The organism is Nocardiopsis sp. NPDC101807 (assembly GCF_044766605.1).
GTDB lineage: Bacteria > Actinomycetota > Actinomycetes > Streptosporangiales > Streptosporangiaceae > Nocardiopsis > Nocardiopsis tropica.
Genome location: NZ_JBIWMK010000014.1, coordinates 73,151 through 88,994, shown reverse-complemented (window position 1 = coordinate 88,994; position 15,844 = coordinate 73,151). Strand labels below are relative to the sequence as shown.

General features: G+C 73.2%; 14 protein-coding genes. 8 read left to right on the top strand and 6 right to left on the bottom strand.

Translation table 11 applies throughout. From position 1 onward, the window contains the following. Window positions 1–4: 4 nt before the first annotated feature. Window positions 5–652, bottom strand: a complete 648-nt coding sequence (locus tag ACIRPH_RS30685) for a DUF6230 family protein (RefSeq protein ID WP_402920784.1) — start codon at window positions 650–652, stop codon at window positions 5–7. Between the two features lie 212 nt (window positions 653–864). On the opposite strand from ACIRPH_RS30685, the gene ACIRPH_RS30680 reads away from it, so the two are divergent. Continuing rightward, window positions 865–2,769, top strand: a complete 1,905-nt coding sequence (locus ACIRPH_RS30680; protein ID WP_402920781.1) for a GMC oxidoreductase — start codon at window positions 865–867, stop codon at window positions 2,767–2,769. Between the two features lie 328 nt (window positions 2,770–3,097). Here ACIRPH_RS30680 and ACIRPH_RS30675 read toward each other — a convergent pair whose 3' ends face one another. Further along, complete coding sequence (locus ACIRPH_RS30675; protein WP_402920778.1) at window positions 3,098–3,883, bottom strand: MerR family transcriptional regulator; 786 nt, start codon at window positions 3,881–3,883, stop codon at window positions 3,098–3,100. 188 nt (window positions 3,884–4,071) lie between these two features. On the opposite strand from ACIRPH_RS30675, the gene ACIRPH_RS30670 reads away from it, so the two are divergent. From ACIRPH_RS30670 to ACIRPH_RS30645, 6 genes are all read left to right on the top strand, one after another. After that, window positions 4,072–4,983, top strand: coding sequence for a diiron oxygenase (locus ACIRPH_RS30670; RefSeq protein WP_402920775.1), 912 nt, complete (start codon window positions 4,072–4,074; stop codon window positions 4,981–4,983). A gap of 293 nt (window positions 4,984–5,276) precedes the next feature. Then, window positions 5,277–6,128 carry an SDR family NAD(P)-dependent oxidoreductase gene (locus tag ACIRPH_RS30665; protein WP_402920772.1) on the top strand — a complete coding sequence of 284 codons (852 nt, stop codon included), beginning with the start codon at window positions 5,277–5,279 and terminating at the stop codon, window positions 6,126–6,128. An 11-nt stretch (window positions 6,129–6,139) separates the two neighbouring features. Continuing rightward, window positions 6,140–7,051: a diiron oxygenase gene (locus tag ACIRPH_RS30660; RefSeq protein WP_402920769.1), complete on the top strand. Its 912-nt coding sequence runs from the start codon at window positions 6,140–6,142 to the stop codon at window positions 7,049–7,051. 326 nt (window positions 7,052–7,377) lie between these two features. After that, entirely contained in the window at window positions 7,378–8,949 is a 1,572-nt protein-coding gene (locus tag ACIRPH_RS30655) for a flavin-containing monooxygenase (RefSeq protein ID WP_402920767.1), read from the top strand. Then, the gene (locus ACIRPH_RS30650) at window positions 8,933–9,283 is read left to right on the top strand and encodes a DUF4873 domain-containing protein (RefSeq protein ID WP_402920764.1); all 351 of its coding nucleotides are present in this window, start codon (window positions 8,933–8,935) and stop codon (window positions 9,281–9,283) included. Before ACIRPH_RS30655 ends, ACIRPH_RS30650 begins: the two co-directional genes overlap by 17 nt. Window positions 9,284–9,406: 123 nt before the next feature. Continuing rightward, window positions 9,407–10,303 carry an alpha/beta fold hydrolase gene (locus ACIRPH_RS30645; RefSeq protein WP_402920761.1) on the top strand — a complete coding sequence of 299 codons (897 nt, stop codon included), beginning with the start codon at window positions 9,407–9,409 and terminating at the stop codon, window positions 10,301–10,303. A gap of 32 nt (window positions 10,304–10,335) precedes the next feature. Here ACIRPH_RS30645 and ACIRPH_RS30640 read toward each other — a convergent pair whose 3' ends face one another. The 4 genes from ACIRPH_RS30640 to ACIRPH_RS30625 form a co-directional block, all read right to left on the bottom strand. Next, window positions 10,336–10,887, bottom strand: a complete 552-nt coding sequence (locus tag ACIRPH_RS30640) for a PIN domain-containing protein (RefSeq protein WP_402920759.1) — start codon at window positions 10,885–10,887, stop codon at window positions 10,336–10,338. Between the two features lie 12 nt (window positions 10,888–10,899). Further along, window positions 10,900–11,370, bottom strand: a complete 471-nt coding sequence (locus ACIRPH_RS30635) for a helix-turn-helix domain-containing protein (protein ID WP_402920756.1) — start codon at window positions 11,368–11,370, stop codon at window positions 10,900–10,902. 203 nt (window positions 11,371–11,573) lie between these two features. Then, complete coding sequence (locus ACIRPH_RS30630; RefSeq protein ID WP_402920754.1) at window positions 11,574–12,932, bottom strand: four-carbon acid sugar kinase family protein; 1,359 nt, start codon at window positions 12,930–12,932, stop codon at window positions 11,574–11,576. Window positions 12,933–13,153: 221 nt separating this feature from the next. Continuing rightward, window positions 13,154–14,266, bottom strand: a complete 1,113-nt coding sequence (locus ACIRPH_RS30625) for a Gfo/Idh/MocA family oxidoreductase (protein WP_402920751.1) — start codon at window positions 14,264–14,266, stop codon at window positions 13,154–13,156. Between the two features lie 215 nt (window positions 14,267–14,481). Between ACIRPH_RS30625 and ACIRPH_RS30620 the strand changes: the two genes are divergently transcribed. Continuing rightward, a complete protein-coding gene (locus tag ACIRPH_RS30620; RefSeq protein ID WP_402920748.1) occupies window positions 14,482–15,837 on the top strand; it encodes an ABC transporter substrate-binding protein in 1,356 nt (451 codons plus the stop codon). Window positions 15,838–15,844 lie beyond the last annotated feature (7 nt).

Genomic DNA, 15,844 nt, shown 5'->3' with positions numbered 1-15,844 from the left:
GGCATCAGAAGCACTCGTGGGCGCCGGGCCTGATCGCCAGGCTCAGGCCGGACAGGCGCAGTGAGCCGGACGTGACGGCCCACGTGGTCATCTCCATGTCGGAGACGGTGATGGTGTCGGCCTGGAGGCCGAAGCCGCCCGCGGGGCCCTGGCCGTTGTCGGCCCTGTCCAGCGTGCTGGCGTCGCGGCCGATCTCGATGGCGCCGAACTCGGCGTTGCCCTGGAGCTGCTCGATGTCGATGACGAGGTTGGTGCCCTCGACGGGCGTGGTCTCACCGGCGTTGATGACGAGGGTGGCCTCGCCGATCGGCAGGTCCCAGAGGGAGGACATGCACAGGTTCGTCAGTTCGGCCGTCTCGACCGAGGAGAGCCCGACCGGCCGGGCGGAGCCGTCCACCGAGGTGGCGACGTCGCCGAACTGGGTGAACCCGTTTCCGGCGAGCTGGTCGGCGGACATCTTGAAGCTGTCACCGGAGACCGCGAAGGACGCGGCGAGGAGGCCCTGGGTGGTCATGCCCCCCAGGACCGCGGCGGCGGCGAGACCGGGGACCACGACGAGCGCGAACCTGCGCCACAGGGTGCCGCCACCGGATTCGTGCTGCTCAGGCGCGTCCCGAGGCGCCTCCGGCGCCTCGTCGGAAGCCTTGGGCATGAGTACCTCCAGTGTTCCGCCGCCGGGGGCGGCGAGGGGGAGCGAAACTTGCGCCGGAGCACGCCACGCGTGTTACATGGAACACACCCTACTCGGCGGTAGTGACGAACATTACAATATCGAATGTCACATTTCTAGATGGCACATTCAATGTTGCGGACTCGTATCCGGCGCACTACGAGGCCCGCGACTGACCCGAAGAGAGATCAGCCGTGCCCCCAGAGCGCAGAGCAGAACCGTCCGCCGCCGCCCCCGAGGAGGACCCCCGCTTCGACTACGACGTCATCGTCGTGGGGTCCGGGTTCGGCGGCTCCGTCAGCGCCCTCCGCCTCACCGAGAAGGGCTACCGCGTCGGGATCCTCGAAGCGGGCCGACGCTTCACGCCCGAGACGCTCCCGGCCTCGTCCTGGGACCTGAAGAACTTCCTGTGGGCCCCGCAGGCCGGCCTGTACGGCATCCAGCGCATCCACCTGCTGCGCGACGTGATGATCCTCGCCGGGGCCGGGGTGGGCGGAGGCTCCCTCAACTACGCCAACACCCTCTACCACCCCATGGACCCGTTCTTCGAGGACCCCCAGTGGGGGCACATCACCGACTGGAAGACGGAGCTCGCCCCGTTCTACGACCAGGCCCGCCGCATGCTCGGCGTGCGCACCAACCCCACCGTCACCCCCTCCGACGTGCACCTGAAGGCGGTCGCGGAGGACATGGGCGTCGGCCACACCTTCCGCCTCACCCCCGTGGGCGTGTGCTTCGGCGACGGGGAGGACGGCGACGGCTCCGAGGCGGCCCCCGGAGGGTCCGTGGGCGACCCCTACTTCGGCGGCGCGGGCCCCGAGCGCCGGGCCTGCACCGAGTGCGGCGAGTGCATGACCGGCTGCCGCCACGGGGCCAAGAACACACTGACCGAGAACTACCTGTACTTCGCGGAGCGCGGCGGCGCCGACGTCCACCCCCTGACCACCGTCGAGCGCGTCCGCGAACTGCCCGGCGGCGGCCTCGCCCTCGACACCCTCCGGACCGACGCGCCCCGGCGGCGGGAGAACGCCCGCACGTTCACCGCGCGCGGGGTCGTGGTGGCCGCGGGCACCTACAACACCCAGACCCTCCTGCACCGGATGCGCGACTCGGGGCTCCTGCCCCGCCTGTCCGCCAGGCTCGGCACCCTCACCCGCACCAACTCCGAGGCGCTCGTGGGAGCCATGAGCAAGCAGGTGCCGCCCCCGGAGGACCTGACGCACGGCGTGGCCATCACGTCCTCCATCCACCCCGACGAGAACACGCACATCGAGCCGGTCCGCTACGGCAAGGGCTCCAACGCGATGGGGCTGCTCACCGCCATGCAGGTGCCCGGCGGCGGGCGGATCCCGCGCTGGCTGCGGTTCCTGGGGCTGGCGGCGCGCCACCCGTACGTGTTCGCCCGCAGCTTCTCCAACCGCCGCTGGTCGGAGCGGGTGATCATCGGCCTGGTGATGCAGTCGCTGGACAACTCGCTGACCACCTCGGTCCGCAGGGGGGTGTTCGGCGGCCGCAAGAGGCTCACCTCCCGGCAGGGGCACGGCGAGCCCAACCCGACGTGGATCCCCAAGGGCCAGGAGGCGGCGACCCGGCTCGCCGAGCGCATCGACGGATTCCCCGGCGGCACCTGGGGCGACGTGTTCGACATCCCGATGACCGCGCACTTCCTGGGCGGCTGTCCGATCGGGGACAGCCCGGAGAGCGGTGTGATCGACCCCTACCACCGGCTGTACGGGCACCCGGACATCCACGTGGTGGACGGGTCGGCGGTCACCGCGAACCTGGGCGTGAACCCGTCCCTGACGATCACCGCGCAGGCGGAGCGGGCGATGTCGATGTGGCCGAACAAGGGCGACGAGGACCCCCGGCCGGAGCAGGGCGCCGGCTACCGCAGGGTCCGGCCGGTCCTCCCGCGGTCCCCGGCCGTCCCCGCCGGGGCGTTCGCCGAGCTGAGGTTCGGCACGACGCTGCCCCTGACGGTGGTGGACGCCTCCTCCCCCGCCGGCGAAGAGGTCGAGGCGAAGGTCGAGGCCGTGGCCGCGGAGGTCGCGGAGACGGTGGAGGCGGCCGGGGGCTCCGGGGACGGCGAGCGGGGATGAGCGCCGGCGCGGGTCCGGACCCCCCGGTCCGGACCCGCGCCGGCCGCCCCGCGTGGGCGGCCCGGCGTGGGCGGCCCTGCGTGGGCGGCCCGGCGTGGGCGGCCCTGCATGGGCGGCCCGGCGTGGGCGGCCCTGCATGGGCGGCCCGGCGTGGGCGGCCCTGCGTGGGCGGCCCGGCGCCCACACGGGGTCCGGTGCGGGCGCCGGGCCCGCCGGAGGCGTGGAGGGGGCCTCCCCGGAGGCTCTTCGGGGGGCGGGGGTGTGTCAGGGGGAGGGGGCGAGGGTGTCCCAGGGGTGGCGGGGGCCGGGGAGGGGTCGGGACGGACCGTCAGGAGGGGCCCGTCAGGCCCTCCGCCCGCGGACGGCCCCCCTGCTCCCGCTCCAGGTGCTCCATCGCCAGGGCGAAGTGCTCGCCCATGACGGTGGTGAGGTTCTCCGCCATCGCCTGGGCGAGGACCGCGTCCACGGCCTGCTGCGCGAGCGGGCGCACGCGCCGGATGAGTTCGGCCATCTCGGCGGTCTCCTCGCTGCGGACGACCGTGCCGGGGGCGTGTTCGGCGATGATGTGCTCGGAGACGAGGCGGACCATGTGCTCGGCGACGCCGCCGACCTTGTCGCGCAGGTTCTCGGCGATGTCCAGGACCGATCCCACGCTCATGCCGAGCTTGACGAGCTCGGCGCCCGCGTGCAGCAGCCGGGGGCTGGGGACCCTGAAGCGCAGGCCGTCGCGTTCGAGGACACGCAGGTCGAGGGCGCGCTTTATGGTCTTGGGCGTCACGCCCTTGCCGAAGAGGTCCCGGAGTTCCCCCAGCGTGACGTAGTCGGCTATCTCGTCGCTCCAGGCGTCCCCTATGGCCGACTCGAAGCCGAGGATGTCGGAGAGGTCGCCGCCGCGCTCCCAGACCCGGAACATCTCACCGATGTTGGCGAACGTGTAGCCCCGCCGCAGCAGCTGGCCGATGAGCCGCAGGCGTGCCAGGTGGGCCTCGGAGTAGATGCCCACGCGGCCCTCCCTGCGGGGAGGAGCGAGCAGACCTCGGTCCTGGTACACCCGGACGTTGCGGACGGTCGTGTCGGCAAGCCGGGCGAGTTCGTCAATGCGGTATTCGGCCATGGGTCCAGCCTAGAGACCCTCCCGAAGGTTACCCGTCAGTAAAACCGCGCCCCCGGGCCATTGCACCATGACAACGACCATTGTAACGTTTCCGAAACGGGGGTGAGGGGCGTCACACGCCCGCCCGTCGCGACGCCCCCGCCGCCCCCGGCGGGGCCCCGCCCCGCGCTCCTTCGAGGAGGGACCACGTGTCCGGACACACCGCGAAGACACCCCGGCCCACCGACCGGGAGGACATCGCCGAGCGCCTGCTGCGCGGATCGGCGAAGGCCTCCTTCGACCCGCTCGTCGAGATCGACTGGGACGCCCCCGTCGAGGACCTCTGGGGGATGCGCCCCGAACGGGTCTCCCTCTACGGCACCCACCTGTGGGACCGGCTGACCGACGCCGAGCGCCGCAGGCTCAGCCGCCTGGAGATGGCCAGCACCATGGCCACCGGCATCTGGTTCGAGACGATCCTGATGCAGATGCTCGTCCGCCACGCCTACCACAACGACCCCACCACCAACCACGTCCAGTACGCCTACACCGAGATCGCCGACGAGTGCCGCCACACCGTCATGTTCGCCAAGGCGGTCGGGAAGCTGGGCTCCCGCGCCTACCGCCTCGACCCCGCCGCGCACTTCCTCGGCCGGGTCTTCAAGACCCTCGCGCACGGCCCGCTGATCTTCGGCGGGGCGCTGTTCGTCGAGGAGATCCTCGACCAGCTCCAGCGGGAGATGATCCGCGACGAGGAGATCGAGCCCGTGGTCCGCGCCACCTCCCGCATCCACGTGATCGAGGAGGCCCGGCACATCCGCTACGCCCGCGAGGAGTTCCACCGGGACTGGGCCGCCCGCGGCCCCCTCGACCGGGCCTACAGCCGCGTCGTCCTCGGACTGGTGGCCTACTACTCCGCCACCCGCCTGGTGCACGGGAAGGTCTACGCGCAGCTCGGCCTGGACCCCCGGGAGGCCGCGCGGACGGCCCGGCGCAACCCCCGCTTCACCGACAGCAAGACCCACCTGGCGCGCAAGGCCGTGAGGACGCTCGGCTCCGCCGGGGCGATCTCCGGCCCCGGCGCGCACTTCTGGCGCAGGGCGGGGCTGCTCGGGCGCTGACGGCGTCCGCCACCTCCCCCTCCCCCTCCCCCTCCCGCCCCCGGCGCCCCCGCACCGCCGCGGCCGGGACCGGCGGCCGACCGGCGTCCGCGGCCTCGGAGCCGCGGGCACCGGCGGGCACCGGCGGGCACCGGCGGGCACCGGCGGGCACCGGCGGGCACCGGCGGGCACCGGCGGGCACCGGCGGGCACCGGCGACGCCGAACCTACCCGCGAGTAAATTTCCAACCTGAACCCATTGCATTGTGACAATGCTCGTTGTAACGTTCCGGCAATGACTGTGGAGGAGATCACATGACGCCCCCCTCGCCACGCCACCTGCGCCGGCTGCCCGGCCGGAACGCCGTCGTCACCGGCGCCTCGGGAGCCTTCGGCAGCGCCACCGTGGCCGTCCTCCGCCACCTGGGCGTGAACGTCGTCGGCATCGACCGCAAGCCCTCCCCCGGCGTCATCGGCTGCGACGTCACCGACGACGGGCAGGTGCGGGACGGCGTCGCGGAGGCCGTCGATCACCTCGGCGGACGCCTGGACCTGCTCGTCCACTACGCGGGCGTCGGCCCCTCCGTGGACATCGGCCACGCCCCCGACTCCCACGCCCACCAGGCGCTGGAGGTCAACCTCCTGGGCACCTGGCGGGTGACCGCGGCCGCGATGCCCTCCCTGCTCGAGAGCAGGGGGCGGATCATCGTCACGTCGTCGCTGCTGGCCAACCTCCAGCTCCCGCTGGCGGGCGCCTACACGGTCTCCAAGCGCGCGGTCGCCGCCTACGCCGACTGCCTCCGCGCCGAGTACGGGACCCACGTCGGCGTGACGACCGTGTTCCCCGGCTACGTCGACACCCCCATCCACGACAGCTCCCGGGCCACCGGCGCCTCCCTGGACGGCCTCGTCCCCGCCGAGCGGACGCAGGACACGGTGATGGCCGTCGTCCGGGCGGCCGCCGCCCGGCGCGCACCACGCGACGTGGCCTCCACGGCCCTGGGCACCGCCGCCCTGCACCTGACCAGGCACTTCCCCGGCGCCACCGAGCGGATCGTCTCGCTCCAGCTCGGACTGCTGCTCGCGGACGGCGCCTTCGACGGGGCGGAGATCGCCCGGGGCCTCCACGCACGCCACGGCGGCCCCGCCACCCAGAACGCGTCCTGAGGAGGGACAAGATGACCGCGGAGACCACGGCCAAGCCCCGGCTCACCGACCGGGAGGACATCGCCAAGCGCCTGCTGCGCGGATCGGCGAAGGCCTCCTTCGACCCGCTCGTCGAGATCGACTGGGACGCCCCCGTCGACCCCGGCATGTGGGCCATCCGCCCCGAGCGGATCTCCCTCTACGGGACGTACCTGTGGGACCGGCTCTCCGACGCCGAGCGCAAGGAGCTCTCCCGCCTGGAGGTCGCCAGCGTCGCGACCATCGGCATCTGGTTCGAGACGATCCTGATGCAGATGCTCGTCCGCCACGCCTACCACAACGACCCCACCACCAACCACGTCCAGTACGCCTACACCGAGATCGCCGACGAGTGCCGCCACACCGTCATGTTCGCCAAGATGGTGCAGAAGCTCGGCTGGGAGGCGCACCGGCTGGACCCGGTCACCTACCACCTGGGCCGCGTCTTCAAGGCCATCGCGCACGGCCCGCTGATCTTCGCGGGGGCGCTGTTCGTCGAGGAGGTCCTCGACCAGCTCCAGCGCGAGGCCGTGCCGGACGAGCAGATCCTCCCCCTGGTGCGCTCGGTCGCGCGCATCCACGTGGTGGAGGAGGCGCGGCACATGCGCTACGCCCGCGAGGAGTTCCAGCGCGACTGGGTCACCCGCGGCCCCCTCAACCGGGCCTACAGCCGCATCGTCCTCGGACTGGTGACCTACTACTCCGCCACCCGGCTGATCAACCCCAAGGTGTACGCGCAGGTCGGGCTCGACCCGAAGGAGGCCTACGAGGTCGCCCGGAAGAACCCGCACTGGATCGGCACCAAGACCTGGGCCGCGCGCAAGGTGGTCGGCACCCTGGGCACCGCCGGGGCGATCACCGGACTGGGACGGTACTTCTGGCGCAAGGCCGGGCTCCTCGGCTGACGCGCCCCGAGGCCGCCGGCACGGCCCGCAACCCGCGGGCAACCCTCCGCCGGACCCTCCCCGCCGCCGGACCGCCGCGCACCGCGGCCGGTCCCCGGCCCCGCAGACCCGCCGCCGGAGGACGAAACGCGCCACGTCCTCCGGCGGTGGCCCCGACCCCCCGGGGGCGAAACGCGCCACGTCCCCGGGGACCGCACCTCCCGGGGGCGAACGCGCCTCGCCTCCGGGCGGCGACTCCCCCGGGGGCGTACGCGCCACGCCCCCGGGGGCCCATCCCCGCCTCGGGCTGCGCCGCCCCGGGCCGGTTCGCACGAAGGGACCAGAACGTGACCGAAACACCCCCGCACTTCCGGGTGGCCGTCATCGGGTCGGGATTCGCCGGCCTCGGCATGGCCGTCCGGCTCAAGCAGGCCGGTCTGGACGACTTCGTGGTCCTGGAGCGCGCCGACGACGTCGGCGGCACCTGGCGCGACAACGACTACCCGGGCGCCGCCTGCGACGTCCCCTCCCACCTGTACTCGTTCTCGTTCGCGCCCAACCCGCACTGGAGCCGCACGTTCTCCCCCCAGCCCGAGATCTGGGAGTACATGAAGCGGGTGGCCGGGGAGCACGGCGTGGACCGGCACGTGCGCCACGGCAGCGACGTGAGGTCCGCGCGCTGGGAGCCCGACGGCAACCGCTGGCGGATCACGACCGACAGCGGCACGGTGACCGCCCAGTTCCTGGTGAGCGGGGCCGGTCCCCTCGCCGACCCGTCCTACCCCGACATCAAGGGCCTGGACTCCTTCGAGGGCAAGCTGTTCCACTCCGCGGAGTGGGACCACGGACACGACCTCACCGGCCGGAGGGTCGCGGTGATCGGCACCGGGGCGTCGGCCATCCAGTTCGTCCCGCGGATCCAGCCCGAGGTCGGCGCCCTGACCCTGTTCCAGCGGACCGCCCCGTGGGTGATGTTCCGGCACGACCGCGACATCACCGGGATCGAGAGCTGGCTGTACCGGACCTTCCCGATCACCCAGCAGATCGCGCGCAAGAGCATCTACTGGGGGCGGGAGACCTACATCCTCGGCTTCGCCAAGAACCCGAGGCTGCTCACCGTCGTGGAGCGGCTCGGCAGGGCCAACATCGCCCGCAGCGTCAAGGACCCCGCGCTGCGGGCCAAGCTCACCCCGGACTTCCGGGCGGGCTGCAAGCGCATCCTGATGTCCAACGACTACTACCCGGCGCTGGCCAGGCCCAACGTCGACGTGGTGACCGACGGCATCACGGAGATCCGCCCCCACGCGGTCGTCACCCGGGACGCGTCGGGCCGGGAGACCGAGCACGAGGTCGACACCGTCATCCTCGGCACCGGCTTCCACGTCACCGACCCGCCGATCGCCCAGCGCATCCTCGACGCGCGGGGCCGCTCCCTGGCCGAGCACTGGGGCTCCGACGTGCGGGCGTTCCGGGGCACCACGGTCGCCGGCTTCCCGAACGCCTTCGTGCTGGCCGGGCCGAACACCGGGCTGGGGCACACCTCCCAGGTGTTCATGATCGAGGCGCAGATCCGGTACACGATGGAGGCGCTCAAGTACCTCTGCAAGCACGGGCTCGACCGGTTGGACGTGCGCCCGGAGGCGCAGAGGGCCTACAACGACAGGGTGGACGAGTCCATGGAGGGCACCGTGTGGGTGTCCGGCGGCTGCGACAGCTGGTACCTGAACGAGGAGGGGCGCAACACGACGCTGTGGCCCACCTTCACGTGGGACTTCGCGCTGCGCACCCGCTGGTTCGACCCGCACAACTACGACCTGAGGGTGGACCGCACGCGCGGCGCCCGCCGCCCCGCCGTCGCGGCCGGGGGGCGGGCGGTCGGCGGACCGAGAAGGAGGAGGGCCGATGAGCGGGTTCGGTGACGACGAGGAGGAGTACCGGGGCACGGTCACGGTCGTGCTGCCCGGTCCGGCCGGCGGGGAGGACGGCGCCGCCGTCGAGGTGGACGCCCACCTCGCGGGCAACTTCTCCCCCCTGACCGGCGACTACCGGTGGCGGGGCCGCCTGGCCGCGAGCCCCGAGGTGACCTCGGCCTTCCGGGAAGGCGCACGCACCGTCGTGGTCCGCACGCCGGACGGGTTCGAGGGCACCGGCGACCTCGGCGAACCCAACCTGTGGGGAGGCCACCCGGTCAACGGGGCGGGCTCCCCTCCCTTCGCCGTCCCCCGGATCGACGTCGACGAGCTCGACGCCTGATCCCCCGAACGTCCCCCCGGGCCACGCGCCGACCCGGGGGGACTCCCCCGCGGCGCGACCGCCGCCCCGTCCCCGCCCCGGGGCGGCGCCCCCGAGGCACCCCTTGAGCGAGAGGCAACCCCGATGGCCATCCGACACGTGGGCCGCGCCCGCGAACTCCAGGTCCGCTCCGCCGACGGCACACTGCTGCACGCCGAGGTCCGCGGCCCCGAGGACGGGCCGACCCTGGTCCTCGCCCACTGCTGGGCGACGTCGCTGGCCTCGTGGGGGCCGGTGGTGCGCGAGCTGGACCCGAACCTGCGCGTGGTGCTCTACGACCAGCGCGGACACGGGCGCTCGCAGACGCCCCTGACACGCGCCGGGTACAGCACGGACAAGCTGGCCGACGACCTGTGCGCCGTGCTGGAGGCGACCGTTCCCGAGGGGCGCCGGGCCGTGGTCGCCGGTCACAGCATGGGCGGGATGACGATCATGGCCGCCGGGGGCCGCCGGGTGTTCCGGGACAGGGCGGGGGCCGTGCTGCTCACCAACACCGGGTGCACCCAGCTGCCGAAGCGCTCCACCGCCATCCCGCTGCCCGGACCGCTGGGCGCCCTGGGCGCGAGGGCGTTCCTCCAGGCGCCGCTCCCCCTGGGGCCGGCCAACGCGGTGAGCGCACGGGCGCTGAAGTTCCTGGTGATGGGCAAGGAGGCGGATCCGCGCATGGTCAGGCTGTGCGCGAGGCTGGTGCACGCGTGCGGCGGCGTGCCGCGCGGCCGGTGGGGCGGGGTGATGAGCGGGCTGGAGCTGGACGACACGGCGCGGCGGATCTCGGCGCCGACCGTCGTGGTGGCGGGCACGCAGGACAAGCTGACCCCTCCGTGGCACGCGCACCACATCGGCGGGCTGCTCCCGAACTGCGAGGAGGTGCGGGAGGTCCCCGGCTCCGGCCACATGGGCCCGCTGGAGAACCCCCGCGTCCTGTCCGACCTGCTGGAGAAGCTCGCCGTCGACCACCTGCGGGCGGAACTCGCCGCCTGAGGCAGGTCGTCCGGACCGGTTCCCTCCGAGCGTCACCGGAGGTGCCGACGCGCCTGCGCGGCGAACCGGGGCGTCCCCGCCCGCTCCGGCAGGGCGAGGACCCCGGGGACCGTCGTCGGCTCCCTCCGGTAGGAGGCGGCCTGCGCCTCCAGTACGTCGAGCGTCAGGCCCGGATGGAGGTCGAGCTGGTCCAGCAGGAACTCGTCGGGGTGCAGGGCGACCAGGTCGTACGGCTTCAGCGCGGGTTCGGGGAAGTCACGGAGGTTGAAGGTGACGACGGCCTCGGCGTTGGCACGCACAGCGGCGGCGAGGACGTGCCTGTCCTTCGGGTCGTTCTCCATCCCGGCGACGAGCGTCTCGTAGCCGCGCACCATCGCGTCGGGAAAGGCGCGGTTCATCTGGTCGATCCTGCGGTCCACCCTCTCCGGAGCGATACCGCGCAGAACCAGGTTCCGGCCGAGCTCCTCGAGGACGTCGGCCGACCACAGGGGGCGGTAGGCCCCGGCCACGGCGAGCCGGAGAAGGGTGTCGCAGAGGTAGGCGGGATAGAGCACACAGGTGTCGACGAAGGCGGGAAAGGCCATGGCTGACCGCTGTCACCTGGTGTTCTGGGGGGTCGGGGTCACATCGTAGAGCCCGGCGTCCTCGGCGTCCGCCGCCATCTCATCCAGGACCCGTTCGCGTTCCCTCCGGGTGGCCTCCTGGTACTCCAGCACATCGCGGAGCAGGACCCGGCGGTGGCGCCCCCTCATGCTGTGGGGGATCTCCCCGTCCTCGAGCAGGCGCACGAGGGTCGGCCGCGAGACGCCGAGCAGCTCGGCGGCCTCCTGCGTGGTCAGCATCGTGTTGTGGGGGGCGATGGAGATCGCGAGGCCCTGGGACAGAGCCGACACGACGTCGCGCAGGACTCCGTAGAGCTCGTCCGGGATCTCCAGCTCGGAGCGGTCGGGCCCGACCAGGCGCGCACGGGAGGCGGTCCCCGGCTCCGCCAGTCCCCTGGCGAACCGCACCAGCTCGGAGCGGTCGTTCGGCGGAAGGAGCGTCCGCTCGCGCAGTGTGCTCGTCATACGACCACACTACCCGTAATCGAAAAAAACGAAAGCCCTGCGGGCGGAACTCGCCGCCTGAGGCACGGCCGCCCCTGCCCGCGGGCCGAGCGTCACCGGAGGCGCCGACGCGCCTGCGCGGCGAACCGGGGCGTCCCCGCCCGCTCCGACAGGGCGGGGACCCCGGGGACCGCCGGGGGAGGCGCGGGCCCCGGCCGGGCGGGTCAGAGGTCGCGGGGCAGGGCCGGGACCACGTGCTCCGACACCTCCGAGTGCACCTGGTGCAGCCGGGTCTGCACGGCCCGCCGCAGCTTGGCCAGGCACTCGACGAGGGTGATGTCGTCCCCCACCAGACCGCCCTTGGCCACGATCGGGGTCCCGTCCAGCGGCCCTCCGCTGAGGTGCCCGTGCACCGCGAGGGGCACGACCTCGCCGCCGACGTCGAAGGCGTGCACGTCCAGCTCGTCCAGCAGGCTCGCGACCAGGTCCCCCCCGGTCAGGTAGAGGCCGCTGGGCAGGGCGTGGGCGCCCGTGGTGTCGGCCACGTCGTTGACGACGTCGGCGACCAGGCGGGCGATCCGGCCGGGCAGTTCGGCCCGCGCCTGGGCGGGCATCGCCCGCACCCGTTCGGCCGGGGTGACCAGCCTCAGCACGCACAGCTCGGGGAACCCCGAGGACGTCAGCTGGTCGGTCAGCTCCGCGGCGACCTCGTCCTCGTGCCCGCTCCCGGGGTCGGCGAGGGCCACCGCGTCCACGTCCACGAAGCGCACCGCTCCCGTGCGCGCCACCGTGGCCAGCTGCCGCCGGGTCAGGTCGGTGGTGCTGCCGACCACGCCGAGCAGCGGTCCGCGCGACCCCGCCTGGCCGCGCAGCCGCAGCGCGTACGCCAGCAGGGCGCCGGTCGGCCCGGGGTCGACGGACACCCACACGACCCCGTCCCGCTGGTGGGCCTCGGCGGCGGCCTCCGCGATGTCGGTGAGGTGCTGCTCGGTACTCGCGTCGCAGACCACGACGGGCTCGTCACCGGCCAGGAGCTCCGAGGTCAGCATCGCGTGGGTGACCTGCCGGACCGGGACGTGCCGCACGGGGAGGTCGCACTGGGCGGCGAGGATGTCCGCGACGACGCTGGTCGTCATGGGGAAGAGGGGGTCCACCGCCAGCTCCGTGCGTTCCAGCGGCAGCCCGTGGAGCAGTTGCAGGCCGTCCTCGGTGATCCGGCCGGACGCCGGGAAGGCGGGGCTGAACAGCACCCGCACCCGCGTCCCCGCGGGCACCCGCTCGCGGACCGCGTCGTAGGCGGCCTCCAGTTCGGCGCCGATGTTGCCGCGCAGCGTGGAATCGGTGCGCTTGACCACCAGACCCACCGGCCACACGGCTTCGACGACGTCGGTGACCAGGTCCGCGGCCTGGTCGGCGGGGACGTGCCGGCTGTCGAGGTTGGCCACGACCACGTCGTAGTCCCCGGCGACCTGGCTCACGTGCTCGGGGGTCACCGTGGCCACGCGCATCCCGGTCCGGGCGAACCTGGCACCGGTGGCGTTCGCGCCGGTGAGGTCGTCTGCGACCACGAGGACCTGGGCCACGACACGTCTCCTTCGGTCTTCGGGGCGAAACCCTGGGGCAACCTCCCCCCAACATAGGGCCACGGGGAGGGGCCGCAGGCCCGTGACGCCGCCGGGGGACCCGGCCCGCCGTCCGCGCCCCCGGGGCGCGGTCCGGGGGAGGAAGGCGCGTCCCCTCCCCCGCGCCGGGTCCCGTCCTCCCGGCGCGGGCGCGGCCGGCGGCCGCGTCCGCGGGGCCCGCCCTAGAGGTCGACGACCGCGCGGGTGCGGGCGCTGCGCCTCGCCGCCTCGATGACCTCCAGGCCGTGGACGACCTCGTGCAGGTCCACCGGCAGGGGCTCCCCCTCGCCGACCGCGTCGCGCACGCCCGCGTAGAACTCCGGGTAGGCCCCGCGCGCCGACGGCACGCGGCGGGTGTCCCCGTCCACCCCGAGCACGCCCCACCGCTCCTCGGGGACCACGCCCCAGTCGGGGGCGTCGGGCCGCTCCCCCGCCGCCAGCCGGGCCTCCTGCCCGTCCATGCCGTGGCTGGTGAAGGCCCCGTGGTCGCCCAGCACCCGAAAGCGCGGTCCGCCCTGGCCGGTGAGCGCGCCCATCCACAGGTGGGAGCGCGTGCCCCGGACGTGTTCGAGCGCGAGGAACACGTCGTCGTCGGCTCTGACCCCCTCACGGAGGGCGTCGACCTCGGCGTAGACGGAGCCGACCGGGCCGAACAGGTTGACCGCCTGGTCGATGAGGTGCGGTCCCAGGTCGTAGAGCAGGCCCGCCCCGGCCTCCACCCCGCCGGCCTCCCGCCAGGTCCCCTTCGGCCGGGGCCGCCAGCGCTCGAACCGCGACTCGAACCGGTGCACCCGGCCCAGGGCCCCGTCCTCGATCAGGTTCCACAGGGTGAGGAAGTCGGCGTCCCACCGGCGGTTCTGGTAGACGGTGAGCACCCGGTCGAGCTTGTCCGCCAGGTCGGTGAGCTCCCGCGCCTGCCGCGCGGTGAGCGCGAAGGGCTTGTCGACCACGACGGCCATCCCGGCCTCCAGCGCCGCCCGGGCGAGGGGCGCGTGGGTGTCGTTGGGCGTGGTGACGACGGCGATCTCGTACCGGTCGGCGTCGGCCCACAGGTCGGCGACGGCGGAGTAGACGGTGACCCCCGGGTACCGCGCCTCGACGGCGCTCCGGCGGCCCGGGTCGCCGGTGACGACGGCGGACAGCCGCAGCCCCGGGACCGCGTCGACGAGGGGCGCGTGGAAGACCTCCCCGCCCTTGCCGTAGCCGATGAGGGCGACGTGCAGCTCGGGCCCGTCGTGCCCTGGGGCGCCGTTCCCCGGCGTTCCCCGGTCCGGTCCATGGGGTGCGTCAGCCATGTCCCCAATCTAGGGCCTCGCCCGACGGAAAACCGGTTTGCCCCCTCCGAACAGCACGTTTCGCCATTGTTACGAAAGTCTTTGCAAAATATGTAGACATTTGCAGAGAAGGGGGCTTGCATCTCTTCCAGGTATGCCATGGGTCACACGACCCCCACGGGGGCGGAGCCCGGCCGGCGACGCCCCCGACAGATGACCAAGGGAGAACCACCCCCATGCCGAGACCAGACTCCAGGGTCCGCCGCCACCTGTCCGCGGCGGCCGCGGCCGGAACCGTCCTCCTCGTCGCCTCCGGGTGCGGATTCCTCAGCGGCGAGGGCGGCGGCGGGACGGTCGACACCTCCGACCTCGACTGCTCCCCCTACGAGCAGTGGGCCGACACCGGGGGCACCGTCGACGTCTACGCCTCCATCCGGGACATGGAGGGCGACCTCCTGGAGGAGTCCTGGGCCGAGTTCGCCGCCTGCACCGGGATCACCGTCCAGTACGAGGGCAGCGGGGAGTTCGAGGCCCAGCTGCCCATCCGCCTCGACGGCGGCAACGCCCCCGACCTGGCCTTCATCCCCCAGCCCGGCCTGCTCCAGCGAGCCGCCGCCGACGGCCACGCCGTCCCGGTCGCCGACGGCGTCCGCGAGAACGTCGAGGCCGGCTGGAGCGAGGACTGGCAGGGCTACGCCACCGTCGACGGCGACCTCTACGGCTCCCCCCTGGGCGCCAACATGAAGTCGATGGTCTGGTACTCGCCGACGTACTTCGCCGACAACGGCCACGAGGTCCCCGAGACGTGGGACGAGATGATCGAGCTCAGCGACACCATCGCCGAGTCCGGCACCAAGCCGTGGTGCGTGGGCTTCGAGTCCGGCGACGCCACCGGCTGGCCCGGCACCGACTGGATCGAGAACGCGCTCCTGCGCACCTCGGGAACCGACGCCTACCACGACTGGATCGCCCACGACATCCCCTTCGACGCGCCCGAGGTCGAGGAGGCCTTCGACCTGGCCGACGGGATCATCCGCAACGAGGACTACGTCAACGGCACCTTCGGCGGCGTGGACAGCATCGCCGTCACGTCCTTCCAGGAGGCCGGCCTCCCGCTGCTCGACGGCGGCTGCGCCATGTACCTGATGGGCTCGTTCTACGGCGCCCAGTTCGAGGACGACGTCGAGGTCGGTGAGGACGCCGACGTCTACGGGTTCGTCCTGCCCCCCATGGAGGCCGGCGCAGAGGTGCCCATCATGGGCGGCGGCGAGTTCGTCGTGGCCTTCGACGACCGGCCCGAGGTCGTGGCCATGCACGAGTACCTGTCCTCCGGCGCCTTCGCGAACAGCCGCGCCTCCCTGGGCTCGTGGGTCTCCGCCCACCAGGACCTGGACCCGGCCAACCTGGCCGACCCCACGGACCAGTTCACCGCCGAGGTCCTCAACGACCCCGACACCGTCTTCCACTTCGACGCCAGCGACGCCATGCCCTCGTCCGTCGGTACCAACGTGTTCTGGACCGGCATCATCGACTGGATCACCGGCAGCTCCACCGGAGACGTCCTGGAGACCGTCGAGTCCGCCTGGCCGTAACCCCCTC